This window comes from Dongia mobilis, assembly GCF_004363235.1.
Classification (GTDB): domain Bacteria; phylum Pseudomonadota; class Alphaproteobacteria; order Dongiales; family Dongiaceae; genus Dongia; species Dongia mobilis.
Map to the genome: position 1 here is coordinate 345,189 of NZ_SNYW01000007.1, position 25,369 is coordinate 370,557.

20 protein-coding genes are annotated in these 25,369 nt (G+C 64.5%); 18 read left to right on the top strand and 2 right to left on the bottom strand.

Annotated features, from left to right (window positions below):
- Positions 1 to 11 precede the first annotated feature (11 nt).
- On the top strand, positions 12 to 2,210 hold the full coding sequence (locus tag A8950_RS07385) for a xanthine dehydrogenase family protein molybdopterin-binding subunit (RefSeq protein WP_133612989.1): 2,199 nt from the start codon (positions 12 to 14) through the stop codon (positions 2,208 to 2,210).
- 21 nt (positions 2,211 to 2,231) lie between these two features.
- Here the strand turns inward: A8950_RS07385 and A8950_RS07390 are convergent, their stop codons facing one another.
- Both A8950_RS07390 and A8950_RS07395 read right to left on the bottom strand, forming a co-directional pair.
- Positions 2,232 to 2,807, bottom strand: coding sequence for an NAD(P)H oxidoreductase (locus A8950_RS07390; RefSeq protein ID WP_208109780.1), 576 nt, complete (start codon positions 2,805 to 2,807; stop codon positions 2,232 to 2,234).
- Positions 2,804 to 3,544, bottom strand: a complete 741-nt coding sequence (locus tag A8950_RS07395; RefSeq protein ID WP_243735560.1) for a TetR/AcrR family transcriptional regulator — start codon at positions 3,542 to 3,544, stop codon at positions 2,804 to 2,806. Before A8950_RS07395 ends, A8950_RS07390 begins: the two co-directional genes overlap by 4 nt.
- Positions 3,545 to 3,888: 344 nt before the next feature.
- On the opposite strand from A8950_RS07395, the gene A8950_RS07400 reads away from it, so the two are divergent.
- The 17 genes from A8950_RS07400 to A8950_RS07480 all read left to right on the top strand — a co-directional run bounded on the left by A8950_RS07400 (position 3,889) and on the right by A8950_RS07480 (position 25,269).
- Entirely contained in the window at positions 3,889 to 4,617 is a 729-nt protein-coding gene (locus A8950_RS07400) for a DeoR family transcriptional regulator (RefSeq protein WP_133612990.1), read from the top strand.
- A 203-nt stretch (positions 4,618 to 4,820) separates the two neighbouring features.
- Positions 4,821 to 5,819 carry a deoxyribose-phosphate aldolase gene (gene deoC / locus A8950_RS07405; RefSeq protein ID WP_208109781.1) on the top strand — a complete coding sequence of 333 codons (999 nt, stop codon included), beginning with the start codon at positions 4,821 to 4,823 and terminating at the stop codon, positions 5,817 to 5,819.
- 5 nt (positions 5,820 to 5,824) lie between these two features.
- On the top strand, positions 5,825 to 8,212 hold the full coding sequence (locus A8950_RS07410; protein ID WP_133612991.1) for an aldehyde dehydrogenase family protein: 2,388 nt from the start codon (positions 5,825 to 5,827) through the stop codon (positions 8,210 to 8,212).
- A gap of 67 nt (positions 8,213 to 8,279) precedes the next feature.
- The gene (locus A8950_RS07415; RefSeq protein WP_133612992.1) at positions 8,280 to 8,738 is read left to right on the top strand and encodes an RbsD/FucU family protein; all 459 of its coding nucleotides are present in this window, start codon (positions 8,280 to 8,282) and stop codon (positions 8,736 to 8,738) included.
- 16 nt (positions 8,739 to 8,754) lie between these two features.
- Positions 8,755 to 9,690 (top strand): ribokinase, encoded by a 936-nt coding sequence (gene rbsK / locus A8950_RS07420; protein ID WP_133612993.1) that lies wholly within the window; start codon positions 8,755 to 8,757, stop codon positions 9,688 to 9,690.
- 7 nt (positions 9,691 to 9,697) lie between these two features.
- Positions 9,698 to 10,570 carry a carbohydrate ABC transporter permease gene (locus A8950_RS07425; RefSeq protein WP_133612994.1) on the top strand — a complete coding sequence of 291 codons (873 nt, stop codon included), beginning with the start codon at positions 9,698 to 9,700 and terminating at the stop codon, positions 10,568 to 10,570.
- The gene (locus A8950_RS07430) at positions 10,567 to 11,595 is read left to right on the top strand and encodes a carbohydrate ABC transporter permease (protein ID WP_133612995.1); all 1,029 of its coding nucleotides are present in this window, start codon (positions 10,567 to 10,569) and stop codon (positions 11,593 to 11,595) included. The genes A8950_RS07425 and A8950_RS07430 overlap by 4 nt, the downstream gene beginning before the upstream one ends.
- 59 nt (positions 11,596 to 11,654) lie before the next feature.
- Positions 11,655 to 13,109 (top strand): extracellular solute-binding protein, encoded by a 1,455-nt coding sequence (locus A8950_RS07435; RefSeq protein WP_133612996.1) that lies wholly within the window; start codon positions 11,655 to 11,657, stop codon positions 13,107 to 13,109.
- Between the two features lie 108 nt (positions 13,110 to 13,217).
- A complete protein-coding gene (locus A8950_RS07440) occupies positions 13,218 to 14,309 on the top strand; it encodes an ABC transporter ATP-binding protein (RefSeq protein WP_133612997.1) in 1,092 nt (363 codons plus the stop codon).
- Between the two features lie 191 nt (positions 14,310 to 14,500).
- Positions 14,501 to 15,874 (top strand): NAD(P)-dependent oxidoreductase, encoded by a 1,374-nt coding sequence (locus A8950_RS07445; RefSeq protein ID WP_133612998.1) that lies wholly within the window; start codon positions 14,501 to 14,503, stop codon positions 15,872 to 15,874.
- An 11-nt stretch (positions 15,875 to 15,885) separates the two neighbouring features.
- Positions 15,886 to 17,178: an NAD-dependent dihydropyrimidine dehydrogenase subunit PreA gene (gene preA, locus A8950_RS07450; protein ID WP_133612999.1), complete on the top strand. Its 1,293-nt coding sequence runs from the start codon at positions 15,886 to 15,888 to the stop codon at positions 17,176 to 17,178.
- 329 nt (positions 17,179 to 17,507) lie between these two features.
- The gene (locus A8950_RS07455; protein WP_166645047.1) at positions 17,508 to 19,202 is read left to right on the top strand and encodes an MASE1 domain-containing protein; all 1,695 of its coding nucleotides are present in this window, start codon (positions 17,508 to 17,510) and stop codon (positions 19,200 to 19,202) included.
- A gap of 239 nt (positions 19,203 to 19,441) precedes the next feature.
- Positions 19,442 to 20,452, top strand: coding sequence for a BMP family protein (locus A8950_RS07460; RefSeq protein ID WP_133613001.1), 1,011 nt, complete (start codon positions 19,442 to 19,444; stop codon positions 20,450 to 20,452).
- Between the two features lie 5 nt (positions 20,453 to 20,457).
- The gene (locus A8950_RS07465) at positions 20,458 to 22,002 is read left to right on the top strand and encodes an ABC transporter ATP-binding protein (RefSeq protein ID WP_133613002.1); all 1,545 of its coding nucleotides are present in this window, start codon (positions 20,458 to 20,460) and stop codon (positions 22,000 to 22,002) included.
- Positions 21,992 to 23,041 (top strand): ABC transporter permease, encoded by a 1,050-nt coding sequence (locus A8950_RS07470; RefSeq protein WP_133613003.1) that lies wholly within the window; start codon positions 21,992 to 21,994, stop codon positions 23,039 to 23,041. The genes A8950_RS07465 and A8950_RS07470 overlap by 11 nt, the downstream gene beginning before the upstream one ends.
- 4 nt (positions 23,042 to 23,045) lie before the next feature.
- On the top strand, positions 23,046 to 23,984 hold the full coding sequence (locus A8950_RS07475; protein WP_133613004.1) for an ABC transporter permease: 939 nt from the start codon (positions 23,046 to 23,048) through the stop codon (positions 23,982 to 23,984).
- A gap of 4 nt (positions 23,985 to 23,988) precedes the next feature.
- Positions 23,989 to 25,269, top strand: coding sequence for an amidohydrolase family protein (locus A8950_RS07480; RefSeq protein ID WP_133613005.1), 1,281 nt, complete (start codon positions 23,989 to 23,991; stop codon positions 25,267 to 25,269).
- Positions 25,270 to 25,369 lie beyond the last annotated feature (100 nt).

Consider the following 25,369-nt stretch of genomic DNA (forward strand, 5'->3'; position numbering starts at 1 on the left):
AGGACAGCGCCATGAAGATCAGCAATCTTGGCCATCAGGTTTCCCGCTTCCAGCCCAGCCGCCGCCAGTTCCTGGTGGGTGCGGCCGCGACCGGTGTCGGTTTCAAGCTGGCCTTTCCGGCACGGAAGGCGCTGGCCACCGAGGGCACCGATCCCGATCCCTTCGACGCCTATATCCAGATTGCCCCCGACAACACCGTGACGATCCTCTCCGCCCATATGGATATGGGCCAGGGCTGCTATCACGGCATCGCCACGTTGGTGGCCGAGGAGTTGGAGGCCGATTGGGGCCAGCTGGTGGTCGAGGGCGGCGCCGGCAACACCAAATATTACGGCAATCTTGCCTGGGGTGGCGTGGCGCAAGGGACCGGCGGGTCATCCGCCATGTTTTCCTCCTTCGACCGCTATCGCCGCGCCGGGGCGCTGGCCCGCACCATGCTGATGAACGCGGCTGCCGAAAGCTGGGGCGTGCCGGCGGTCGAGATCACGGCGGCGAAGGGCGTGCTTTCGCATGCCAGCGGCAAGAGTGCGACCTATGGCGAGATGGCCGAAGCGGCCGCGCAACAGCCCTTGCCGGCCGAGGTCACGCTGAAATCGCGCGACCAATGGCAGGTGATCGGCTCCGAGACCTTCCGGCGTCTCGATTCCGGCATGAAATCCACCGGCCGCCAGGATTTCACCATCGACGTGAAGCTTCCCGGCATGCTGACCGCCGTGATCGCCCATCCGCCGCTCTTCGGCGCCAAGGTGAAGAGCTTCGATGCCAGTGCGGCCAAGGCGGTGAAGGGTGTGGTCGATGTGGTTCAGGTCTCGCGCGGGGTCGCCGTGGTGGCGGAGAACACCTGGGCCGCGATGAAGGGGCGCGAGGCCCTTACCGTCGACTGGGACGAGAGCGGCGCCGAGAAGCGCGGCTCGGCCGAATTGCTGGCCGAATACAAGGCGGCGCTGGAGAAGCCGGGCCTCGTCGCTGCCAATCGCGGCGATGCGGCGGCAGGCATCGCCGGTGCCTCGAAGGTGATCGAGGCCACCTATGAATTCCCCTATCTCGCCCATGCCGGGCTGGAACCGCTCGATGCGGTGGCGGCGATGAATGGCGACACGCTGGAAATCTGGGGCGGCCACCAGATGCCGGACCTCTACCAGGCGGTCACCGCGCAGATCGCCGGGGTGACGCCGGACAAGGTCAAGCTGCACGTCATGAAGACCGGCGGCGGCTTCGGCCGGCGCGCCGTCACCGATGCCGACATCATGGTCGAGGTGGTGGAGACCGCCAAGGCGATCGGCTGGAAGGCGCCGGTCAAGCTGCTGTGGACCCGCGAGGACGACATGAAGGGCGGCCGCTATCGCCCGCTCTTCGTCCACAAGGTGAAAGTCGGCCTGGACGCGGCCGGCAACATCGCCGGCTGGGATCATCGCATGATCGGGCAGGCGATTCTGGTGGGCACCCCCTTCGAATCCTTTGCCGTGAAGGACGGTATCGACGGCACCTCGGTCGAAGGCGTCAACGACACGAAATATGCCATCCCCGCCTTCCGCGCCGAGGTGACCAATGCCCAGACCGGCGTACCTGTGCTGTGGTGGCGCTCGGTCGGCCATACCCATACCGCCTATGTCATGGAAACCATGATCGACGAGGTGGCAAGGGTGGGCGGTCGCGACCCGGTCGAGTTGCGGCGCGATCTGCTGAAGGACCACCCGAAGCACCTGGCCGTGCTCAACCTGGTGGCCGAGAAGGCGAATTGGGGTGCGGCCATGCCGGAAGGCACCTATCGCGGCATCGTGCTGCACGAGAGTTTCGGCACCGTGGTGGGTGCGGTCGCCGATATCAAGCTGAACGACCCGGCCAATCCGGCGGCAGGCTTCAAGGTGACCAAGGTCACCTGTGCCGTCGATTGCGGGACGGCAATCAATCCCGACCAGATCCGGGCGCAAATCGAGGGGGGTGTGGGCTTCGGCCTCGGCTCGGTCCTGCACGAGGAACTGACCCTTACCAATGGCCTGGTCGACCAGGCCAATTACGACAGCTACCTGCCCTTGCGCATCGAGGAGATGCCGGTGGTGGAGACGCATATCGTGCCCTCCGAGAACCCGCCGACGGGTGTGGGCGAACCCGGCGTACCGGTAATCGGCCCGGCGGTCGCCAATGCGCTCGCTGCCGCGACGGGCCAGACCGTCCGCATCCTGCCGTTCTCGAAGGGTGTCGGAGTGTAAGATTTGCGGGGCCGCGGTGTTCTAGAACGCGGCCCCCAATTCTTCCGCCCGCGCCAGCAAGATCGCACGGGTTTCCGGGCTCTGCATCACGTCGAACAGGAACTCCAGTGACGCATCCTGGATGCCGCAATAGTTCATCACGCCGACGAGGAGCTGTGTGCGCATGGCCTCGTCATAGCCGCGCTTCAGATAGCCCGCCTCGTCGCCCGCCGCCGTGCCGATGAGGAGCGCCTTCTGGTGCGGCAGTTTGGCGCCGTCATAGGCCCAGTCCTTGTTCCAGACGCGGTCGATCCAGCCCTTGGTCGTCGCCGGAAAGGACCACCACCAGATCGGAAAGACGAAGGCGAGCGCGTCGTTGCGGGCGATGCGTTCCTGTTCCCGCAACACCTCGGCGCTGTAGATTTTGCCGGGCTTCTCCCAATCGGGCTCGTCCGCCGGGGGCAGGCGCGGGTCGAAATTCTCGGCGCGCAAATCGGCGATCTCGGCCTGATGACCGGCGGCGACGAGACCGGCGACGAAGCGGTCGAGCACCGCGCCGCAGAAGGAGTTCCGACGCGGGTGATCGAAGACGACGAGGACGCGCAATTGCGGGCTCAATCTTCGCGGGGCTCGGCGAGGCCGCAGCCCTTGAGGATGATCCGGGTAGCCTGAGCTGCCGCGATGCGGAAATCGGCATCGGTTAGCTCGCGCTTGCCCAGAACGGCCGCCACCTGGACGGTGAAATCGGCATAGGTCTGGGTGGTCGCCCAGATCATGAAGAAGAGGTGCTTGGGGTCGATCGGGTCGATGCACCCCTGTGCCACCCAGCCCTCGATGATGGCGGCCTTCGCCTCGACCCATTCCTTGAGGTCGCGCTTCATGAATTCGTCGAAGCGCGGGGCGCCGTGCAGGACTTCGTTGGCGAAAACCCGGCTGGCCACCGGCCGGTCGCGGGCGAGGTCGATCTTCTGCGCGATGTAGTGGGCGAGCGCCGTCGCCGGATCGGCATCGGGCTGGATCTCCTGCGCGGTGTTGAGCCAGAGTTCGATGATGTCGCGCAGCACGAATTGATAGAGGTCGTTCTTGGTCTTGAAATAGTAGTGCAGGTTGGCCTTGGGCAGGCCGGCGCGCTTGGCGATGAGGCTGGTGCTGGCCCCCTCGAAGCCCATCTCGGCGAAAACTTCTTCGGCGGCGCGGCGGATATTGGCCTCGATGCGGGCACGGGTGCGGGCGCGCACGCCGGTTCCAGCCGCTTCGGAGCCCGAGCCCGACCGGGTCATGCCGTCTTGGGCCATGCCGTCCCCGGTTGTGCCGTGCTGGGCTATGCCCTTTTCCTCGGCGGTGCTTCCGTTCATGTCTTGCTCGCCCCCCATGCCCTGACTCCCGGCGCAACAGCGCCGGGCGCCAACTGTATGCAGCCGCCCAACCCCTGAACTTGTCATAAAGAATAGGATTGCTGCTGGGCAAGGGCCAAGCCGGGAATCAATCGACGGCTGGACCGGCACATTTGCCTTGCCCGTTCCGGGTTCCGGAACACCGACCGGCCGGTCGAAAAATGTTAGAATAATCACATTCCGGGGTTGACGTCACGCCGGGCGGCGGCGATGCTGGCTTGTCCGCCCGACCGGGTGCCGCGGCAGAGCCCGCCGGCGCAAACGAAGCGGCTGGCGGCGTGGGATCTGTCGGGGAGAACGGGCGGATGTCGAGCCGCAAGACCGGGCGCATCGATGCGCTGGCCGATGCCTTGGCGCGGCGAGGTGTGCTGCACCTGCGCGAGGCGGCAGCCCTCCTCGGTGTATCGGAAATGACCGTGCGGCGCGATGTCGGCGCGCACCCCGAGCGTTTCACCTATCTTGGTGGCCATATCGTCAGCGCCGATGACGTCGCCGGCGGCTATGAACTTGACCGCGAGGCGGACTCCCATGCCGGCGCCAAGCTGGCGGCCTGCCGCCATGCGCTCCGCCTGATCGCGCCCGACGACACGATCTTCATCGATTGCGGTTCCACCCTGGTGCACCTTGCCCAGCAAATTCCGGCGGATCTGCCGCTCACCGCCATCTGCTATTCGCTTAATGTCGCCAATTGTCTGGCGGCCAAGCCGAATGTCCGGATGATCCTGCTGGGCGGTATCTACCACCCGGCCTCGGCCACCTTTTCAAGTGGCGAATGGCTGGAACCCCTTGGGCGCCTCGGCATCAACAAGGCCTTCATCTCGGCCGGCGGCGTCGACGTGCAGCGCGGCGCCAGCTGCTCGCATTTCCATGAAGTGCCGATCAAGCAGAAGGCCATCGCCGGGGCGATCGAAAGCCATCTGGTGGTGGATGTCAGCAAGTTCGGCCTGGTGAAACCGGCCTTCTTTGCCAAGCTATCGGATTTTCGCTCGATCCTGACGGAAGAGGGTGCCCGCGCGGCCCCGGTTGATGCTTGACGCCTCGAAACGTGGCTGTCATAACTTGATCAGATTCTGATAGAATATTAACAAATGCCGGGAAACGGTGTGGTTTTGGGAGGCTAGCACGGACCCAACGGCTGCGACGCCGTCGCCGGGTGCCCGAACCCTTTCCAGCGCCGCACCCCAGATCGGCAATACCCGCCCGCAAACGGCGGCGAAGTGGCTGGATGATGGCGGATTTGAAGATCGCGAGCATCGGCGGATCGACCAATCAGGCGGGGCATAATCTGGTGCCGCGCAACGAAGCGATGCCGCTCGATCTTGGCTGGGTTCGCGATGTGCGAGTCAACCTCTCGGGCGTCGAGCGCCGGGCCGCGACCCTGCCGGGACGCCGCACGGTCAAGAAGGACGCCCAGGCGGCCTGGTTGCTGAAGGCGATCACCTGCATCGATCTGACGACACTGAGCGGCGACGACACGCGGCAGCGGGTGGAGCGCCTCTGCGCCAAGGCAAAGGCGCCGGTACGACCCGATCTCCTCGATGCCCTCGGCATGGCCGACCGCCATCTCACGACCGGTGCCGTCTGCGTCTATCATCGCTTCGTGAAAACCGCCGTGGCTGCACTGGCCGGCAGCGGCATTCCCGTGGCGGCGGTCTCGACCGGCTTCCCGGCGGGTCTCATCCCCCACGATCTGAAGCTGAAGGAAATCGAGGCTTCGGTGCGGGACGGTGCCGCCGAGATCGACATCGTCATCACCCGCGAGCATGTGCTGACCGGCAATTGGCAGGCGCTCTATGACGAGATGCGCGATTTCCGCATGGCCTGCGGGGACGCGCATGTGAAGGCCATTCTGGCGACCGGCGACATCAAGACCTTGCGCAATGTCGCCCGGGCATCACTGGTCTGCATGATGGCGGGGGCCGATTTCATCAAGACCTCGACCGGCAAGGAAGGCGTCAATGCGACCCTGCCGGTGACGCTGGTCATGCTCCGCATGATCCGCGCCTATCAGGAACGTACCGGTTTCAAGGTGGGCTACAAGCCGGCGGGCGGCATCTCCGCCGCCAAGGACGTGCTGAACTACCAGATCATGATGAAGGAGGAACTGGGGCGCGAATGGCTCGAGCCGCATCTCTTCCGCATCGGCGCCTCAAGCCTGCTCGCCGATATCGAGCGTCAGTTGGAACATCATGTGACAGGGCGCTATTCAGCCTTCAACCGTCACGCCGTGGGATAAGCAGCATGTCAGTCGCCCGCTATTTCGACGAAATGTCCTATGGCCCGGCGCCGGAGGCCGATGCCGAGGCACGCGCCTGGCTGAAGAAGCACGCGGCTGGCTTCGGCCATTTCATCAACGGCGCCTTCGTGAAGTCGGCCGATGACGGGCATTTCGAGACCATGGAGCCCGCCACAGATGCCAGGCTGGCGCGCGTGGCGCAAGGCAGTGCTGCCGATATCGACGCCGCGGTGAAGGCCGCGCGCGCGGCGCAGGCCAGATGGGCCAGGCTCTCCGGTCATGCCCGCGCCCGGCATCTCTATGCCCTTGCCCGCGCCGTGCAGCGCCACGGCCGCCTGCTGGCCGTTATCGAGGCACTCGATAACGGCAAGCCGATCCGCGAGACGCGCGACATCGACATTCCGTTGGTGGCGCGGCATTTCTATCATCATGCCGGCTGGGCGCAGCTGCAGGAGACGGAATTCGCCGATCAGGTTCCGGTGGGTGTCGTCGGCCAGGTGATCCCGTGGAACTTCCCGCTCCTGATGCTGGCCTGGAAGGTGGCGCCGGCCTTGGCGCTCGGCAATACGGTGGTGCTGAAACCGGCCGAATACACGCCCTTGTCCGCCTTGCTGTTCGCCGAGATCGCGGCCGATGCCGGGCTTCCCGCCGGCGTCTTCAATGTGGTGACCGGCGATGGTGGCACGGGTGCCGCCCTGGTCGCCCATCCGGATGTCGACAAGATCGCCTTCACCGGCTCGTCCGAGGTCGGCAAGATCATCCGCGAAAAGACGGCGGGGTCGGGCAAGTCGCTGACCCTGGAACTGGGTGGCAAATCGCCCTTTATCGTCTTCGACGACGCCGATATCGACAGTGCCATCGAGGGTGTCGTCGATGCAATCTGGTTCAACCAGGGCCAGGTCTGCTGCGCCGGTTCGCGCCTTCTGCTGCAGGAGGGCATTGCCGACACCTTCCTCGCGCGCCTGAAGCGCCGCATGGGCAGCTTGCGCGTCGGCCAGCCGCTCGACAAGGCGATCGACATGGGCGCCATCGTGGCACCGGTGCAGCTTGAGCGCATCAAGTCGCTGGTGGCGACGGGTGTCGCCGAGGGGGCCGATCTCTTCCAGCCAAAGATGACGCTGCCCGAAAATGGCTGCTTCTATCCGCCGACCCTGCTTGCCAATGTGCAATCGGCGGCGACCGTTATGCGCGAGGAGATTTTCGGACCCGTCCTCGTCGCGATGACCTTCCGCACGCCGGACGAGGCGGTGATGCTGGCCAACAATACGCGCTACGGCCTTGCCGCCAGCATCTGGAGCGAAACTATCGGCCTGGCCCTGGACATCGCGCCGAAGCTGCAGGCCGGCGTGGTCTGGATCAATGCCACCAACCTGTTCGATGCCGGGGTCGGCTTCGGCGGCTATCGCGAATCCGGCTATGGCCGCGAGGGTGGCCGCGAGGGTGCCCATGAATACCTGAAGCCCGCCGCCTGGGCGAAGCGCAAGCCGCGCGCCGCCGCAGAACCGCTGCCGCAACCACAGCCGACAGCCGACGGATTCGGTCTGCCCCAGATCGACCGTACGGCAAAGCTCTTCATCGGCGGCAAGCAGGCGCGGCCGGATGGCAATTACGCGCGCGTGGTGCTGGATCCCAAGGGTCGCAAGCTGGGCGAAGTGGGCGAGGGCAACCGCAAGGATATCCGCAATGCGGTGGCGGCAGCCCGCGCTGCCGAGGCCTGGAGCCGTGCAACCACCCATAACCGCGCCCAGATTCTCTATTACATCGCGGAGAACCTCTCCGCCCGTGCGGACGAGTTCACCCAGCGCATCGTCGCCATGACCGGTACCTCGAAGGTGAAGGCGGCGGCCGAGGTCGAAGCGTCGATCGCCCGGCTCTTTTCATACGGTGCCTGGGCCGACAAGTTCGAGGGCGCCGTACACCAGCCGCCCTTGCGCGGCGTGGCCCTCGCCATGAACGAACCCCTCGGCGTCGTCGGCGTGGTCTGCCCCGACGAGGCGCCGCTGCTGGGCTTCATCAGCCTGATGGCGCCGCTCATTGCCATGGGCAATCGCGTCGTCGTGGTGCCGTCGGAACGCCATCCGCTCGCCGCCACCGATTTCTACCAGATCCTGGAGACCTCGGATGTGCCGCCGGGGGTCGTCAACATCGTGACCGGTACTGCGAAGGATCTCGCCAAGACGCTGGCCGAGCATGACGATGTGGACGGGCTATGGGTCTTTGGTGCCGCCGAGCTGTCGACGATGGCCGAGAAGCTCTCCGTCGGGAATCTGAAGCGTCTGCTGGTCGATCACGGTCTGGCGATTGATTGGCATGATCGCGCGGCCGCCGAGGGCCCGATCCTGCTGCGGCATGCGGTGCAGGTGAAGAATATATGGATTCCCTATGGCGAGTGAATAAAGTCGGCGCAGCGGCCGGCTCGATCCGGCCGCACCTGAAAGAAGAAGACGGGAGGGACGGAATTTGCTGAAGAACATCAACCCGCTGTTGAATGCGGATGTGCTCTATGCGCTGCGCGCCATGGGCCATGGCGACCGGCTGGTGCTGTGCGATACCAATTTCCCGGCGCATTCCATCGCCAAGCAGACCACGCTGGGCGGTCTGCTGCGCATCGACAACACCAGCACGGCTGAAGCAACCCGCGCCGTTCTCTCGGTGCTTCCGCTCGACACCTTCATCGACGACGCCGCCATGCGCATGGAGATTGTCGGCAACCCGAAGGAAGTGCCGCCGGTGCAGCAGGAAGTGCAGGCCGAGATCGACCGTGCCGAGGGCAAATCCTGGCCGCTGGTCGGCGTCGAGCGCATGGCCTTCTACGAGCTTGCCAAGAAATCCTATTGCGTCATCGCCACCGGCGAGCGCCGTTTCTACGGCTGCTTCATGTTCACCAAGGGCGTGATTCCGCCCGACGTGCAGTATTGAAGGAACTGGCGTTGTCATGAATGCCATTAAGTCGCAGCAGGGTGTGGTCGTCCTCGGCATCTTTGTTGCCGATCTGGCCTTCATGGGTGACCGGATGCCGAAGATGGGCGAAACCATTGCCGGTTCCGGCTTCAAGATGGGGCCGGGCGGCAAGGGCTCGAACCAGTCGGTGGCGGCAGCGCGCGCCGGGGCGAAGGTGACCTTCGTCTCCAAGATCGGCCGCGACGCCTTTGGCGAAATCGCGCAGAAGACCTGGGCCGCCGAGGGAATCGACGCGCGGGTCGGAGTCTCCGACGTCGACCCCTCCGGCGTCGCCTTCATTCATGTCAACGACCGGACCGGCGAAAACGCGATCATCGTCTATGCCGGCGCGGCCGGTACGATCTCCCCCGCCGATGTCGATGCGGTGGCCGATGCGATCCGCGGCGCCCGGGTTTTCGTCACCCAGTTGGAGCAGCCGGTGGCGGCGGCTCAGCGCGGGCTCGAGATCGCGCGGGCGGCCGGTGTCACGACCGTGTTCAACCCGGCCCCGGCCGAGAAATTTCCCGATGCCATCTATCCGCTCTGCGATTTCATCGTGCCCAATGAGAGCGAGGCGGCAGCGATCGTCGGCTTCGAACTCGCAGACCTCGATGCGGCGAGGCGGGCAGGCGACGTTCTGCTGAGGAAGGGCGTCAGGAACGCCCTGATCACCTTGGGAGAACGCGGCGCCCTGCTGCACGGCAGCGACCAGTCCATCCATATCCCGGCCACGGCCGGCGGCAAGGTGATCGACACGGCGGGTGCCGGCGATGCCTTCGTCGGCGGCTTCGCGGCCGCGATCGCGGAAGGCATGTCGGCACCAGCGGCGGTCAAATTCGGCTGCGCCACGGCGGGAATTTCCGTGACCCGGCGCGGCACGGCACCGGCGATGCCGCTGCGTGCGGAAATCGATTCACTTCTGGCCGGGTAAGAACGCGATGCGGAACGATCCGATCAAGTACTTCTTCATCTGGCCCGCCCTGCTGATCGTGCTCGGCATCTCGATCTTTCCGCTGATCTATTCGCTCACCACCAGCTTCATGAGCTATCGCCTGGTGCCACCCTCGCCGCCGCGCTTCGTCGGCCTCGACAATTATGCCAGCCTGCTCACCAACCCGCGCTTCTGGCAGGTGACCTGGACCACTTCGCTCATCGCCTTCGTCTCGGTGGCGATCCAGTATGTCATCGGCTTTGCCGTCGCATTGGCGCTCCATGCCAAGGTGCCGGGCGAGCGACTGTTCCGCGTCACCTTCCTGCTGCCCATGCTGATCGCCCCGGTCGCAGTGGCGCTGATCGCGCGCCAGATCTTCAACCCGACGGTCGGACCACTCAACGAGCTGATGACCTTCTTCGGCTTTCCCAATCTGCCTTTCCTGACTCAGACCTATTGGGCGATCGGCGCCCTCATCACGGTCGAGGTCTGGCAATGGACGCCTTTCATCATCCTGATGCTGCTGGCCGGCCTCGCCACGCTGCCTGACGACGTCTACGAGGCGGCAGCACTCGAGAATGCCAGCAAGTGGCAGCAATTCTGGGGCATCACCTTCCCGATGATGCTGCCGATTTCCGCCGCTGTCGTCTTCATCCGCCTGATCGAGAGCTACAAGATCATCGACACGGTCTTCGTGCTGACCGGTGGCGGGCCGGGCATCTCGACCGAGACGTTGACCCTCTTTGCCTATCAGGAGGGCTTCAAGAAATTCAACCTCGGCTACACCTCGGCACTCTCATTCCTGTTCCTGATCACCATCACCGTGATCGGCGTGGTCTATCTCGCAATCCTGAAACCGCATCTGGCGAAGCACCGATGAGCATCCGCAACCTCAATGGCAGATCTCGGGCCTGGGCGCTGATCGGGTGCCTGTTCTGGTTCCTCTTCACCCTGTTTCCGATCTATTGGGTGATCATCACTTCGTTCAAGACCTCGCTTTCGGTGGTGGGCCAGGCGAGATTCATTCCCTTTGTCGATTTCGAACCCTCGCTGCTGGCCTGGCAGGAACTCTTCGGCGGCGTGCGCGGCGAGTTCATGAACACCTTCATCGCTTCCACCATTGTCAGCCTGAGTTCCGCCGTGCTGGCTACAGCAATCGGCGCCATGGCAGCCTATGCGCTGGTGCGCTTTCCGTTCCGGGTGAAGCTGGCCGCCGGGCTCGTCTTCTTCGTCGTGGCACTGGGCGGCTACCTGCTTGGCGCCAATGTCTTCGGCTGGAGCCGCGCCACCGCCATGTTCGCTGCCTTCGGTCTCGCCCTGCTGCTCTCGCTGCTGGTCAACCGGGTCAGGGTGCCGGGACCGATCCTCGGCAATGACGACATCATCTTCTGGTTCGTCAGCCAGCGCATGTTTCCGCCCATCGTCGCCGCCTTCGCGCTCTTTCTGATGTATTCCGAGATCGGGCGCCTCGGCTTCAAGATGATCGACACCTATGTCGGTCTGACGCTGGCCTATATCGCCTTCTCGCTGCCCATCGTCATCTGGCTGATGCGCGACTTCTTCGCCGCACTCCCGGTCGAGGTCGAGGAGGCGGCGATGGTCGACAATGTGCCCTCCTGGCGCATCTTCACCGGCATCGTCGTGCCGATGTCGACTCCGGGTCTGGTCGCAACCTTCATGATCACGCTGGCCTTCGTGTGGAACGAGTTCCTGTTCGCCCTTTTCCTCACCAACGCCAGGTGGCAGACCCTTCCCATCCTGGTCGCCGGGCAGAACAGCCAGCGCGGCGACGAATGGTGGTCGATTTCGGCCGCCGCCCTGATTGCCATCGTCCCGATGATGGTCATGGCGGCGATCCTGAGCAGGTTAATGCGGTCCGGCCTGCTGCTTGGTGCCATCAAATGACCGCGTTATCGAACACAGAATTGAAGCTCAAATCAGGCAAAACGAAAGGGAGAGATACCATGAGGAAGATGCTTCTCGGCGCATCGGCTGTCGCTGCGCTGACCCTGGCGGCGGGCGGTGCCCAGGCCGCCTGCGAACCGGATTATTCCGGCGTCACGCTGACCGCAGCCTCGCAGACCGGCCCCTATATCGCCTCGGCCCTGCAGAGCGCCGGCGAGGAATGGGCCAAGAAGACCTGCGGCAAGGTCAACGTGGTCGAGTTTCCCTGGTCGGAGCTCTACCCGAAGATCGTGACCTCGCTCTCCTCGGGCGAGGAGACCTTCGACGTCATCACCTTTGCGCCGGCCTGGTCGCCGGACTTCACCGACTTCCTGGCCGAAACGCCCGAAGCCATGCGCCAAGGTGCCGCCTGGGAAGACATCGCGCCGATCTACCGCGAACAGCTCATGGTCTGGAACGGCAAGACCCTGTCGCAGACAATCGATGGCGACGTCCACACCTATACCTATCGCATCGATCTGTTCGAGGATCCGAAGGAGCAGGAGGCCTTCAAGGCTAAGTACGGCTATGACCTGGCCGTGCCGAAGACCTGGCAGCAGTATCTCGATATCGCCGAGTTCTTCACCCGGCCGGACCAGGGCCTGTGGGGCACAGCGGAAGCCTATCGCCGCGGCGGCCAGCAATTCTGGTTCTTCTTCAGCCATGCCGCCGCCTATACCAATGTGCCGGGCCAGCCCGGCGCCATGTTCTTCGATCCTGATACGATGGACGCCAACATCAACAACCCGGGCTGGGTGCGCGGTCTCGAGGAGTATGTGAAGTCCTCGAAGTTTGCACCGCCCAATGCGCTCAACTTTTCCTTCGGCGAGGTGAATGCGGCGGTGGCTGGTGGTCAGGTCGCCCAGTCGATCGGCTGGGGCGATACCGGCGTCATTGCCGCCGACAAGGCGCAATCCAAGATCGCCGGCAATGTCGGTTCCGACATCCTCCCCGGTTCGACCGAGATCTATGACTACAAGACCAAGGATTGGAAGAAGTTCGACGAAGTCGTGCATTCGCCCTTCATGGCCTTCGGCGGCTGGCAGGCGGCGGTGCCCGCTACCTCGCAGCAGCAGGAAGCGGCCTGGAACTTCATCGAGTTCCTCTCCAGCCCGGAGGTCTCGGGCAAGGCAGCGGTGACGGGCGGCACCGGCGTCAATCCCTACCGCATCTCGCACACCACCAACATGGATCTGTGGAAGTCGCTCTTCACCGAGCGTGAGGCCAAGGAGTACCTGGCCGGCCAGGCGAATTCGCTGGCGGCACCGAACGTGGTGCTCGACATGCGTCTCCCGGGCTACTTCTCCTATACCGAGGTGGTGGAGATCGAGCTTTCCAAGGCACTGGCCGGCGAAGTGACCGCCCAACAGGCGCTCGACACGGTCGCCGCGGAATGGAACCGCCTGACCGACGAGTTCGGCCGGGAGAACCAGCTCGCCGCCTACCGCGCGGCGATGGGCCTGCCGCCGAAATAAGGGCGGCGCTGAACCTGACCAGAGTGTTAGCCTAGACCTGTCGACTTCCGTTCCGGTCTCTTCCTGCGTGGAGAGACCGGAACGGATCCTTTCAAGAAGAAGCAAGCCATGTCCGGAGTCAGCCTCGAACGCGTTACCAAGTCCTTCGGCGACGTCACCGTCATTCCGCCGCTGGACCTCGAGATCGCCTCGCGCGAGTTCGTCGTGCTGGTTGGCCCCTCCGGCTGCGGCAAGACCACGACGCTGCGCATGATTGCGGGGCTGGAACTGCCCACCACCGGTACCGTTCGTATCGGCGAACGCGACGTCACCAATCTGCGCCCGGGCCTGCGCAACTGCTCGATGGTGTTCCAGAACTACGCCCTTTATCCGCACATGACGGTGGCGGAGAACATCGGCTATGGCATGCGCGTCCGGGGCACGCCGAAATCCGAGATCGACGCCGCGGTAAAGGATGCCGCGCGCATCCTCAACCTCGACCCCTATCTCGATCGCCGCCCGAAGCAATTGTCCGGCGGCCAGCGCCAGCGCGTCGCCATCGGCCGCGCCATCGTGCGTAACCCGGATGTATTCCTGTTCGACGAGCCGCTGTCCAATCTCGACGCCAAGCTGCGCATCGAAATGCGCACCGAGATCAAGTCGCTGCATCGCCGGCTGCAGACCACGGTGGTCTATGTCACCCACGACCAGGTCGAGGCGATGACCATGGCCGACCGCGTCGTCGTCATGAACGGGGGCCGCATCGAGCAGGCCGCGGATCCGATTACCCTCTATGAACGGCCCCGCAACCTCTTCGTCGCCGCCTTCATCGGCGCCCCTTCCATGAATTTCATCGAGGGCGAGATCGTGCGCGACGGCGGCCTGCGTTTCCGCGCGGCGGGTGGAGTCGACATCCTGCTGCCGGTCAACCGCTCGGCGGCCTATGAAGTTGCACTCGGCGAGCCGGTCGTCGCCGGAATCCGGCCGGAACACACGGTGCGCGGGGCTGGCGGCACGGCAGAGGTGACCCTGCAGGTGCGCGATATCGAACCGCTTGGCCCCCACACGCTCCTCATCGGCGCGCTGGGCGAGGCGACCTTTACCGCCCAGGTCGCGGCCTCGGTCCGTGCGGCGCCCGACGATCGGGTCACCGTGCCGGTCGATGTCGAGAAGATGCATATCTTCCGCAAGGCGACGGGCGACGTCATTCCGGTCCCTTGACTCCATTCGTACTGAAACTTTTCCAATCGGTCAGCTTTTATTGACCGACCGGTAAAATCGTGATACAAGTCGCGGCATAGGTAGCCGATCGCCATCCTATAGAAACGCCTGCAGGCCGGTTTTCCGGCATGACAGGGCGACAGTGGCGGTCCGGCCCAGGGAAGTGCTTTTACAGCCGGGAGGACACGCCGATGCGCGAGTACACCGCACCCGATATCCGTGCGGGCCGCCTCACCGCCGCCGAACTGGCGGCCAATTTCGACGACGTCAAGCCGCCGCTCGATCCCAAACGGGCCCTGGTCGAAAGCAGCCGCTGTTTCTATTGCTACGATGCGCCCTGCATCGACGCCTGCCCCACTTCCATCGACATTCCGAGCTTCATCCGCTCGATTGCGACGGGCGATGCCATCGGTGCTGCCGAGACGATCCTCGAAGCCAATATCATGGGCGGGATGTGCGCCCGGGTCTGCCCGGTCGAGATCCTCTGCGAGGATGCCTGCGTGCGCAACCACTCGGAGGACAAGCCGGTCCAGATCGGCGCATTGCAGCGCTATGCCACCGACGCGCTGATCGCCGCCGGCGGCCAGCCCTTCGCGCGCGCGGCGTCTAGCGGAAAAAAAGTCGCCGTGGTCGGCGGCGGACCCGCCGGCCTCTCCGCAGCGCACCGGCTTTCGCGCCTCGGCCATGAGGTCACCGTGTTCGAGGCGCGCGAGAAACTGGGCGGCCTCAATGAATACGGCATCGCCGCCTACAAGACCGTACATGACTTCGCCCAGACCGAAGTTGCCTTTATCCTGGCGCTGGGCGGCATCACGGTCCGGACCGGCCAGGCGCTGGGCCGCGACATCACGCTGGAAGCGCTGCGCCGGGATTACGACGCGGTATTCCTCGCCATGGGCCTCGGCGGTGTCAACGCGCTGGGCCTAGAAGGCGAGAATATGGCCGGGGTCGAAGACGCCGTCGCCTATATCGCGCGGCTCCGCCAGGCGAAGGACAAGGCGTCGCTGCAGGTCGGCCGCAAGGTCGTCGTCATCGGCGGCGGCAACACCGCGATCGACATCGCCATCCAGTCGAAGCGCCTGGGTGCCGAGGACGTGACCCTGGTCTATCGCCGTGGCCCGGAGAACATGAGCGCCACGCATCACGAGCAGGAATTTGCCCAGGTGAACGGCGTCAGGATCAAGCATTGGGCGCGGCCGGTGAAACTCCACGGCCACAAGGGCGCGGTGCGCGAGATCGAGTTTGAATACACCCAGCTTGACGGGCAGGGGCGACTGACGGGCACAGGCGAGACCTTCGGCATCCTGTGCGACACCGTGTTCAAGGCGATCGGGCAAAAGCTGAATCTGGCGCTCGTCAAGGATCCGCTGAACGGCAAGGCCAGCGAGGTGCTCGACATGGCAGGCGGCAAGATCGCGATCAACGAAGATTTCGCCACCTCGCTCAAAGGCATCTTCGCCGGCGGCGATTGCGTGGCGAGCGGTACCGACCTTACCGTGCAGAGCGTTGCCGACGGCCGCGACGCGGCGATGGCGATCGACGCCTATCTCAGGGGCGAGGGCTAGAGGAGGGAAACATGGCGGACCTGCGCGCGAATTTCGTCGGCATCAAGTCACCAAACCCGTTCTGGCTCGCCTCGGCCCCGCCGACCGACAAGGAATACAACGTCGTGCGAGCCTTCAAGGCGGGCTGGGGCGGCGTCGTCTGGAAGACGCTGGGCGAGGACCCGCCCGTGGTCAACGTGTCCTCGCGCTACGGGGCCATGCATCTCGGCCCCGACCGCATGGTGGGCTTCAACAACATCGAACTCATCTCGGACCGGCCGCTGGAAATCAATCTGCAGGAGATCAAGCGGGTCAAGCGCGACTGGAAGGACCGCGCTGTCATCGTCTCGCTGATGGTCCCCTGCGAGGAGCAAAGCTGGAAGAACATCCTGAAGCGAGTCGAGGAGACCGAGGCTGACGGCATCGAGCTAAATTTCGGCTGTCCGCACGGCATGTCCGAACGCGGCATGGGCTCGGCCGTGGGACAGGTGCCGGAATATGTCGAAATGGTCGCGCGCTGGTGCAAGCAGCACAGCCGCATGCCGGTCATCGTCAAGCTGACCCCGAACGTCACCGACATCAGGAAGCCGGCCCAGGCCGCGAAGAAGGGCGGGGCGGATGCCGTTTCGCTCATCAACACCATCAACTCGATCTGCTCGCTCGACCTCGACCTGATGGCGCCGACACCGACCGTCGACGGCAAGGGCACCCATGGCGGCTATTGCGGCCCGGCGGTGAAGCCCATTGCCCTCAACATGGTAGCCGAGATCGCGCGCGACCCCGCGACACACGGCCTGCCGATTTCGGCGATTGGCGGCATCGGCACCTGGCGCGACGCCGCCGAGTTCATGGCGATGTCGGCCGGCAATGTGCAGGTCTGCACGGCCGCCATGCATTACGGTTTCCGCATCGTCGAGGAGATGGCGTCGGGCCTTGCCAATTGGATGGACCAGAAGGGCTACGCCACGCTCGAGGATTTCCGCGGCAAGGCCGTCCCCAATGTGACGGACTGGCAATACCTCAATATCAACTTCAAGACGATTGCCGCGATCGACCAGGAGAAATGCATCCAGTGCGGCCTGTGCCACATTGCCTGCGAGGATACCTCGCACCAGGCGATCGCAGCCAAGCGGGTCCCTGATGGAAAGGGTGGCAGCAAGCGGCGCTACGAGGTGATCGAAGCGGAATGCGTCGGGTGTAATCTTTGCTACCACGCCTGTCCGGTGCCCGATGTCATCACCATGGTCCCGCAGCAGACCGGCAAGCCCTATCTCAACTGGACCCAGGATCCGAGGAACCCCCATCGCCGCAAGGCCGCCGAATAGATTTTTCTCTCCATAGATTTTCCTCCCCAGAAACCCAGACCCGGTCGGCCGGCCAGGCCAGATCCGGGACCTCCGCAAGCCGGCGTTCCAACGCCGGCTTTTTTCCTGGCACGAAGCCGGCGGGTGGGGTATTTCTAATTATATCTCGATTTTACACAATGGTATGTGCCTTGACGGGTTTTGCGACAAATACCCTCAAGATTGACACTGTTTTGCCATTCGTTCACCCGCCATTAACAATCTCGGCCTAGAGCATAGGCATTCAGGCCGGCATGCACGAGACGACCGCAGCAGGGCCGGTCCCAAAGCGAGCGGAGTCCAGCAGGGAAATGTCACTTGCCGTTGTCTCGGGCGCCAGGCCGGCGAAGAACCACCGCGAAGTCAATTGGCTGAACTGGTTTCGCCGGTTCGATCTGCAGGGTGCTCAGCCTGACCGCCTCGGGCATCTCCACTGGTTCGGCGCCAATCTGGTGGCGGCGCTGCTCTATTTCCTCCTTGGCCTTGCCGTCGGCAAATACTTCTCGGCCTACGGCCTCTTCCCGGCGCCGATCTGGCTGCCGGCAAGCGTCGCCGTTGTTGCCGCCATGCTGGGCGGCTGGCGCCTGGCGCCTGGCCTGTTCCTTGGCTCGATGCTGATCAATTACGGCTATTTCGGCTCGACCCTGCCCGTGGCATCGCTGATCTCGCTCACCAATACCCTGGGACCGATCCTGGCCGTTGCGCTGGTGCGCCGCCTTGAGCCGGCGGAGGGCATTTTCAGCCGCTTTTCCGGCGTGGTCATCTTCATCCTCGGTGCCGTCGTCCTGCATCCCGCCATCACCGCAACCGGCGGCACCATAGCGCTCAATCTTGACGGACTGCATGACTTCACCGCGCTGACCGGCACCTGGGTCAGCTGGTGGCTGTGCGACAGCGGCGGCACCTTGAGCTTTGCCCCCTGCCTGCTGCTCTGGCTGCGTGGCGAGCGCGGGCCGGAGGAGTTGAAGCGACCGCTGACTTCGACCGACCGCACGGTCTGGGTCGCGGTTGCCTGCGTCGTCATCGGCCTTTTCGCCCTGCCGCCGGCACCCTTGGCGCTGTTCGCGACCTTGCCATTCCTACTGGTCGTACCGCTCTCCTGGATTGCGCTCAAGACCTCGCTGCGCGCTGCCTATACCCTGGTCAGCCTCGCCTCCGTCATCGCCATGGCCGGCACGGCAGCGGGGGTCGGCCCGTTCCATGCGCCGGCGGCAACCAATCCCCTGCAGATGGCGGGCGAACTCATCGTTCTCCTTACCATGACCACGCTTACCATCGTGGCACTGTTCCGCGAGCGCCGCGCGGCAGAAGAGGCGAGCCGATCCAAGAGCATGCTGCTGGCGACCGCCAGCCACGACTTGCGTACGCCGCTCAACGCCATCATCGGGTTTGCCGACCTCATCCGCGGCGACCGCGACAGTCGCGATCAGACGCGCGAATACGCCAGCTACATCCACAGCAGCGGCTCGCTCCTGCTGGGCCTGATCAACGAGATCCTGGATCACGCCAAGATCGAATCCGGCAAGCGCGAGATCAGTCCCGCCTGGGTCGACGCCCGCATGGTGGCCGAGGCGTGCATCGGCATTGTCGCCGGTCGTGCCGCCGAAAAGCGTCAGGTCATCGGCGTCGCCGCCGAATCCGTCGTGCGCCTTTATGCCGACGAACTGGCGCTGCGCCAGATCATCCTCAACCTGTTGTCGAACGCCATCAAGTTCGCCGATGTCGAAGGCCGCATCGAGGTGCGCCTGGGCGCCGGCAGCGATGGCGGAGTCTATCTCGAAGTGGCGGATGACGGCATCGGCATGGATGAGGAAGAACTTATCCGCGCCCTTCGGCCGTTCGAGCAGGGCGTCGGCGGCCGTCGCCATGGCGAAAGCGGCACCGGCCTCGGTCTCGCCATCGTCTATCGCCTCGCGGAGATGCACGGTGCCGGCTTTTCGATCAGCTCTGCCCAGAATCGCGGCACAGTCGTGCGCATCTCCTTCCCCGCCGGTCAGTCTGCCTAGCAAGGGCTGTCGTTTCCGCTCGCTGCCGGCAAAAGCCGTTGATCCGGCCCGGCTCTTGTGAAACTATTATGACGCGAGTTTGATAGACGGCGCTGGCCAGATATTGCCGCTATGGCGCCGTACTTGCATCCGACCTTTTTCGGCCACCCATTCCCCCTGGCCGCCATCATGATGGTCGTCGGGTGGGCTCGCGTGCTGGGGAACAAGCAAAAAACACGACTTTAGATCAGGAGAAGGCAATGGTCCGGGTAACTCGACGTGCATTCCTGCATGGCTCAGCCGCATTGGCGGCAGTCACCGCAGCCACCACCGCGCCGCGCCTCGCGCGCGCCGCCGATCCGATCAAGACGGCGGCGATCTATACCGTGCCGGTGGAACAGCAATGGGTCAGCCGCATTCATCTTGCCGCCACCAAGGCGGTCGAGCGCGGCGACATCGATTATGTATTCTCGGAAAAGGTCTCCAACACCGATTACGAGCGTGTCATGCGCGAGTATTGCGAGGCCGGCTACAAGTTGATCGTTGGCGAGGCTTTCGCCGTGGAGGAGGCGGCGCGTGCCGTCGCGAAGGATTATCCCGACGTTGCCTTCCTGATCGGCTCCAGCTTCAAGCCCGATGCGGCGCTGCCGAATTTCGCGACCTTCGACAATTACATCCAGGATGCCTCGTATCTTTCCGGCATGATCGCCGGCGCGATGACAAAATCGGGCAATATCGGCATGGTCGGTGGCTATCCGATTCCCGAGGTCAACCGCCTGATGAACGCCTTCATGGCGGGCGTCAGGGAAGTGAAGGGCGATACCAAGTTCCAGGTCGCCTTCATCGGCTCCTGGTTCGATCCACCCAAGGCCAAGGAGACGGCACTGGCGCAGATCGACGCCGGCGCCGACCTGCTCTATGCCGAACGCTTCGGCGTTTCAGACGCGGCCAAGGAACGTGGCATCCTCGCCGTCGGCAATGTGATCGATACGCAGGCGGATTACCCCGACACCGTCGTCGCCTCCGCCCTGTGGCATTTCGAGCCGACCCTCGACCATGCCATTGCCCAGGTGAAGGCCGGCAAATTCGCGGCCGAGGATTACGGCATGTTCTCCTTCATGAAGGCCGGCGGCTGCAGCCTGGCGCCGCTTGGCACATTCGATGGCAAGGTGCCGGCCGACATCGTCGCCAAGGTCCAGGCGCGCGAAGCCGAGATCAAATCCGGCGCCTTCACCGTCGCGATCGACGACAACGAGCCCAAATCCTCGTAATGACCATGAGTGATGACGGTCGGCCGGCGGACATCGTCCTCCGGTTGGCCGGCATCTCCAAGCGCTTTGGCGATCTCCGGGCCAATGACGACATCAGCCTGGAATTGCGGCGCGGCGAGGTGCTGGCCCTGCTTGGCGAAAACGGCGCCGGCAAGACGACACTGATGAACATACTGTTCGGTCATTACGTGGCCGATGCCGGCAGGATCGAGGCATTCGGGCGCCCGCTGCTGCCGGGCAGCCCGCGCGCCGCCCTCGATGCCGGCATCGGCATGGTGCATCAGCATTTCACGCTGGCCGACAACCTCACCGTCCAGGACAACATCGTGCTGGGCACCGAGAAGCTGTGGTCCTGGCGCGGCCACACCGCAAGGGCGCGCGCGCGAATCGCCAACCTGGCAGCCGATTTCGGCCTTGCCGTCGACCCTGCGAAGCGCATCGCCGATCTGTCCGTCGGCGAAAGGCAGCGGGTCGAGATCCTGAAGGCGCTCTACCGCGAGGCGCGCATCCTCATTCTCGACGAGCCAACCGCGGTGCTCACGCCGCAAGAGAGCGAGGCGCTGTTCGCGACACTCAAGAAATTGGTGGCGAACGGGCTATCCATCATCTTCATCTCGCACAAGCTGAACGAAGTCCTCGCGGTCAGCGACCGCATCGTGGTGCTGCGGCAGGGCAGGGTGGTGGCCACACGGCCGACGCAAGGGGCGACAAGCGCGGACCTTGCCGAACTCATGGTTGGTCGCGCCGTGCCGATGCCGAAGATCGAGCCGCAGGCGGCAGGCGCCGAATTGCTGGTCCTTTCGGGTGTCCGACTTGTCGGTCCCGAAGGCCGCGCCGAACTTGACGATGTGGCGCTGGCAGTTCGAGAAGGCGAGGTCCACGGTCTGGCCGGGGTCAGTGGCAACGGCCAGGCGGCCCTGGCCGATCTCCTCTGCGGCCTGCGCCGGGCCGATGCCGGTTCCTTCCGCCTGCTCGACCAGGACATGACTGGGGCCGAGACAGCGTCCATCGCGCGGCTGATGGGGCGCATTCCCGAGGACCGCCATGCCGTGGGACTCATCGGCGACATGTCGATCACCGAGAACATGATCGCCGAACGCTACCGCGCGGCGCCCTTCGCCCGCCACCGATTGATCGACTGGCGCGCCGCGCGCCGCTTCACCCAAGACATCATTGCCGGCTTCGACGTGCGCTGTCCGGGGCCGCAGGCAACGACACGGCTTCTCTCCGGCGGCAACATGCAGAAATTGATCCTGGGCCGCGAGCTCAGCGGCGAGCCGCGCATCATTCTTGCCGCCCAGCCGACTCGCGGCCTCGATATCGGGGCCGTCGCCTATGTGCACGAGCAGTTGCTGGCAGCACGCCGCCGCGGTGCCGGTATCCTGCTGATCTCCGAGGATCTCGATGAACTGCTGAGCCTCAGCGATCGAATCTCCGTGATCTATCGCGGTCGCCTTTCGGCCGCACTGCCGCGCGCGGAATTCGATGTGGGCAGGATCGGCCTGATGATGGCGGGTCACGGCTTCGACGGGGCCCGCCATGCGGCTTGAGCCGAGGGTCGAGACCCCCTTCTATCTCTGGATAGCCGCCCCCATTGCGGCGATCGCGGCCAGCCTGGTCATTGCCGCCCTGCTGGTGATGTGGGCCGGTGCCGAGCCCTTCGCCGTCTTCGGCCTTGTCGCGAAGGGCGCACTGGGCTCGCAATTCGCCCTGCTCGAAACGCTGACCCGCGCCACGCCCCTCATCTTCACAGGTCTTGCCGCGGCGATCGCCTTCCGGGCACGGCTCTGGAACATCGGCGGCGAGGCGCAGCTCTATGGCGGCGCGGTCCTTGCGGTATTGCTTGGCACCGGCTTCCTGCCGCTGCCGGCGCCTGTCCTGGTGCCGCTGCTCTTCATTGCCGGCGCCTTTGCCGGGGCCCTGCTGCTGCTTGGCCCGACAATGCTGAAAACCCGCTTTGGCGTTGACGAGGTGGTGACGACCCTGCTGCTCAATTTCATCATCCTGCTCTTCGTCTCGTTCCTGCTGGAAGGTCCGCTGAAGGACCCGATGGGTCTCGGCTGGCCGCAATCCCGCCGCGTCATCGAGGCGGCGCAGTTGCCGCGCATTATCGAGGGAAAGCGCCTGCATCTTGGCTTTGTCATCGCCATCGCCATGGCGGCGATCGTCTGGTTCGTGAATGCCCGCACCACCCATGGCTACGAGATGCGCGCGGTCGGCTTCAACCCCAAGGCGGCGCGTTTCGCCGGCATGAAGGTCGATTGGGTGATGATGAAGGTGGCGCTGTTCTCCGGCGGGCTCGCCGCCATGGCCGGCGTCTCGGAAGTGACCGGGCTCAAGGGCAACCTGACGCTCGATCTTTCGCCCGGCTTCGGCTATTCCGGCATCGTCGTCGCCATGCTGGCGATGCTCCACCCCCTGGGAGTTGTCGCCGCCTCGATCTTCGTTGCCGCCATGTTCGTCGGTGCCGATGCCATGAGCCGCCAGGCGGGCGTACCCAACTATATCGCCCATGTCATGGTGGCAACGGCCCTCCTCACCATGGTGGTCGGCATGCTCTTCACCCGCTTCCGCGTGCATTGGAGATGAGGTGATGGACGCGATCGAGATCGTCTTTACCGCCAGCCTCTGGGCCGCCGCCATCCGCATCGCCTCGCCGCTGATCTTCGCGACGCTGGGCGAACTCATCTGCGAGCGCGCGGGCGTCCTCAATCTCGGCATCGAGGGCATCATGACGGTGGGCGCCTTCACCGGCTGGTTCACCGTCTATATGGGCGGCGACCTCTGGACCGGGGTCATGGTGGCCGCACTCTCCGGGGCGGCCTTCGGCCTGCTGCATGGGCTGCTTGTAGTTCCCCTTGGCCTCTCGCAGCACGTGACCGGCATCGGCATCACGCTGCTGGCAACGGCACTCACCTCCTATGTCTATCGCGTGGCGCTGCCCGAGGTGACGAGCCCGCCCAAGATCGACCCCTTCCAGCCCTGGGCGGTGCCGATCTTCTCCGACATTCCCTTCCTCGGCTCGGCCCTCTTCAACCAGACGCCGCTCACCTATCTCGCCTTCGTCTCGGTGGCGCTGGTCGCCTATGTGCTCTATCGCACGCCATTGGGCCTTGCCGTCCGCATGGTCGGCGAGAATCCGGCAGCGGTCGAGGCACAGGGCATCGACGTCACCGTCCTGCGCATCGGCGCCGTCATGGTGGGTAGCGCCTTCATGGCCGTGGGTGGCGCCTTCCTCACCATGTCGGCCTTCAACTCGTTCTATTTCGACATGGTCAACGGCCGCGGCTGGATCGCCATCGCGCTGGTCGTGTTCGGTTCCTGGCGGCCGGGCAAGGCGCTCCTTGGGGCCATTCTCTTCGCCGCTTTCGACGCCTACCAGCTGCGCCTGCAGCAGATCGTCGCCGGCATCCCCTACCAGTTCTTCCTGATGCTGCCCTATGTTCTTTCCATCCTGGCGCTGATCACCATGGCGCGCCGCGCCGGCTATCCCCGGGCACTGATGATTCCCTACCGCAAGGGCGAGAGGTGATACAATGTTCGATCTCGTCATCCGCCACGCGACGCTGCCCGATGGCCGCAAGGATATCGATATCGGCATCAAGGACGGTCGCATCCTGGCCGTGGAGCACAATCTGCCGGATGCCGGTGAGGCCACCATCAACGCGCTCGGCAACCTGGCCTCGCCGCCCTTCGTCGACGCGCATTTCCACATGGATTCGACCCTGAGCCTCGGCCAGCCGCGCCTCAACCAGTCGGGCACCCTGCTCGAGGGGATTGCGCTCTGGGGCGAGTTGAAGCCGCATCTGACGCAGGAAGCGATCATGGAGCGGGCGCTGAGATATTGCGACTGGGCGGTGGCGCGGGGCCTGCTTGCGATCCGTTCCCATGTCGATGTCTGCGACCCGCGCCTGCTTGCGGTTGACGCGCTGATCGAGGTCAAGAAACGGGTGGCACCCTATCTCGACCTGCAGCTGGTGGCGTTTCCCCAGGACGGCTATTTCCGCTCGGCAAATGCCGTCAAACTGCTGCGCTCTGCACTTGAACGCGGCGTCGAGGTGGTGGGCGGCATCCCGCATTTCGAGCGCACCATGGCCGATGGCGCTGCCTCGGTCAGGGCGCTTTGCGAACTGGCCGCCGATCGCGGCCTGATGGTCGACATGCATTGCGACGAGAGCGACGATCCGATGTCGCGCCATATCGAGACGCTGGCCGCCGAGACGCAGCGCCTGGGGATGCAGGGCCGCGTCACCGGATCGCACCTCACCTCGATGCATTCCATGGACAACTATTATGTCTCGAAGCTCATCCCGCTGATGGCGGAAGCGGGCGTCGCCGCCATCGCCAATCCGCTCATCAACATCACCATCCAGGGGCGCCACGATACCTATCCGAAGCGGCGCGGCATGACGCGCGTGCCGGAACTGATGGCGGCCGGCATTCCCGTCGCCTTCGGCCATGATTGCGTGATGGATCCCTGGTATGCGATGGGCTCGGGCGACATGCTGGAGGTGGCCGGAATGGCGCTCCATGTCGGCCAGATGACCGGTCAGGACGCGATGCGCGCCTGCTTCGCCGCTGTTACCGAAACGCCGGCGAAGATCCTCCATCTCGACGGCTATGGCCTCGAACCCGGCTGCCATGCCGATCTGGTGATCCTGGATGCCGGCGACCCGGTCGAGGCCATCCGCCTCAAGGCCCCGCGCCTCAAGGTCCTGCGGCGCGGCCGCGTCGTGGCGGAAGGGCCGGGCGGGGCCATGCGCCTCGACCTTCCCGACCGGATGCCGGAGGTGACATTCCGTCATCAGAAAACTTGACCTGTCAGTCAGGATTGGGCAGGATTTCCCCCAAGGCCGCAAAGGCTACTTAAGAACGAATCCGCAAGGACAGGCAGGGACGCTTTCGGCTGCGCTTCGC

What these genes read in the sequence shown, in the direction of transcription:
- A8950_RS07455 (WP_166645047.1), top strand. Translation starts at nt 17,508, where the DNA reads ATGTCACTTGCCGTTGTCTCGGGCGCCAGGCCGGCGAAGAACCACCGC.
- A8950_RS07430 (WP_133612995.1), top strand. Translation starts at nt 10,567, where the DNA reads ATGAGCATCCGCAACCTCAATGGCAGATCTCGGGCCTGGGCGCTGATC.
- rbsK (WP_133612993.1), top strand. Translation starts at nt 8,755, where the DNA reads ATGAATGCCATTAAGTCGCAGCAGGGTGTGGTCGTCCTCGGCATCTTT.
- A8950_RS07465 (WP_133613002.1), top strand. Translation starts at nt 20,458, where the DNA reads ATGAGTGATGACGGTCGGCCGGCGGACATCGTCCTCCGGTTGGCCGGC.
- A8950_RS07475 (WP_133613004.1), top strand. Translation starts at nt 23,046, where the DNA reads ATGGACGCGATCGAGATCGTCTTTACCGCCAGCCTCTGGGCCGCCGCC.
- A8950_RS07400 (WP_133612990.1), top strand. Translation starts at nt 3,889, where the DNA reads ATGTCGAGCCGCAAGACCGGGCGCATCGATGCGCTGGCCGATGCCTTG.
- A8950_RS07460 (WP_133613001.1), top strand. Translation starts at nt 19,442, where the DNA reads ATGGTCCGGGTAACTCGACGTGCATTCCTGCATGGCTCAGCCGCATTG.
- A8950_RS07395 (WP_243735560.1), bottom strand. Translation starts at nt 3,544, where the DNA reads ATGAACGGAAGCACCGCCGAGGAAAAGGGCATAGCCCAGCACGGCACA.
- A8950_RS07410 (WP_133612991.1), top strand. Translation starts at nt 5,825, where the DNA reads ATGTCAGTCGCCCGCTATTTCGACGAAATGTCCTATGGCCCGGCGCCG.
- preA (WP_133612999.1), top strand. Translation starts at nt 15,886, where the DNA reads ATGGCGGACCTGCGCGCGAATTTCGTCGGCATCAAGTCACCAAACCCG.
- A8950_RS07385 (WP_133612989.1), top strand. Translation starts at nt 12, where the DNA reads ATGAAGATCAGCAATCTTGGCCATCAGGTTTCCCGCTTCCAGCCCAGC.
- A8950_RS07470 (WP_133613003.1), top strand. Translation starts at nt 21,992, where the DNA reads ATGCGGCTTGAGCCGAGGGTCGAGACCCCCTTCTATCTCTGGATAGCC.
- A8950_RS07480 (WP_133613005.1), top strand. Translation starts at nt 23,989, where the DNA reads ATGTTCGATCTCGTCATCCGCCACGCGACGCTGCCCGATGGCCGCAAG.
- A8950_RS07435 (WP_133612996.1), top strand. Translation starts at nt 11,655, where the DNA reads ATGAGGAAGATGCTTCTCGGCGCATCGGCTGTCGCTGCGCTGACCCTG.
- A8950_RS07440 (WP_133612997.1), top strand. Translation starts at nt 13,218, where the DNA reads ATGTCCGGAGTCAGCCTCGAACGCGTTACCAAGTCCTTCGGCGACGTC.
- A8950_RS07445 (WP_133612998.1), top strand. Translation starts at nt 14,501, where the DNA reads ATGCGCGAGTACACCGCACCCGATATCCGTGCGGGCCGCCTCACCGCC.
- A8950_RS07425 (WP_133612994.1), top strand. Translation starts at nt 9,698, where the DNA reads ATGCGGAACGATCCGATCAAGTACTTCTTCATCTGGCCCGCCCTGCTG.